Source organism: Burkholderia sp. SIMBA_051 (assembly GCF_046534915.1).
Classification (GTDB): Bacteria; Pseudomonadota; Gammaproteobacteria; order Burkholderiales; family Burkholderiaceae; genus Burkholderia; species Burkholderia ambifaria.
The window spans coordinates 1-238 of the sequence record NZ_JAWRXS010000839.1; the positions used below are offsets into that span (position 1 = coordinate 1).

At 73.1% G+C, this 238-nt stretch carries 1 pseudogene; it reads right to left on the reverse strand.

Annotation, left to right across the window (positions count from 1 at the left end):
* Positions 1-63 precede the first annotated feature (63 nt).
* A pseudogene (locus SB771_RS36810) lies at positions 64-238 on the reverse strand (acyl-CoA dehydrogenase); the annotation flags it as partial.

Here is a 238-nt window from a genome sequence, read left to right on the forward strand (position 1 = left end):
GTCCGCTCGCGCGCGCTCGCCGCGACATCGCAGCGACATCGCAGCGACATCGCAGCGACACGTTCAGTCGCGCGGCGGGCGCGTCAGATACGGCTCGGTCGCGCCGCGCACGGCGCCCTTGATCTCCATCCGCGCGATCGACTGCAGATGCACCTCGTCCGGGCCGTCTGCGAAGCGCAGCGCGCGCCCCCAGCTCCACAGATCGGCGAGCGGCGTGTCCGGGCTCAGGCCCATCGCG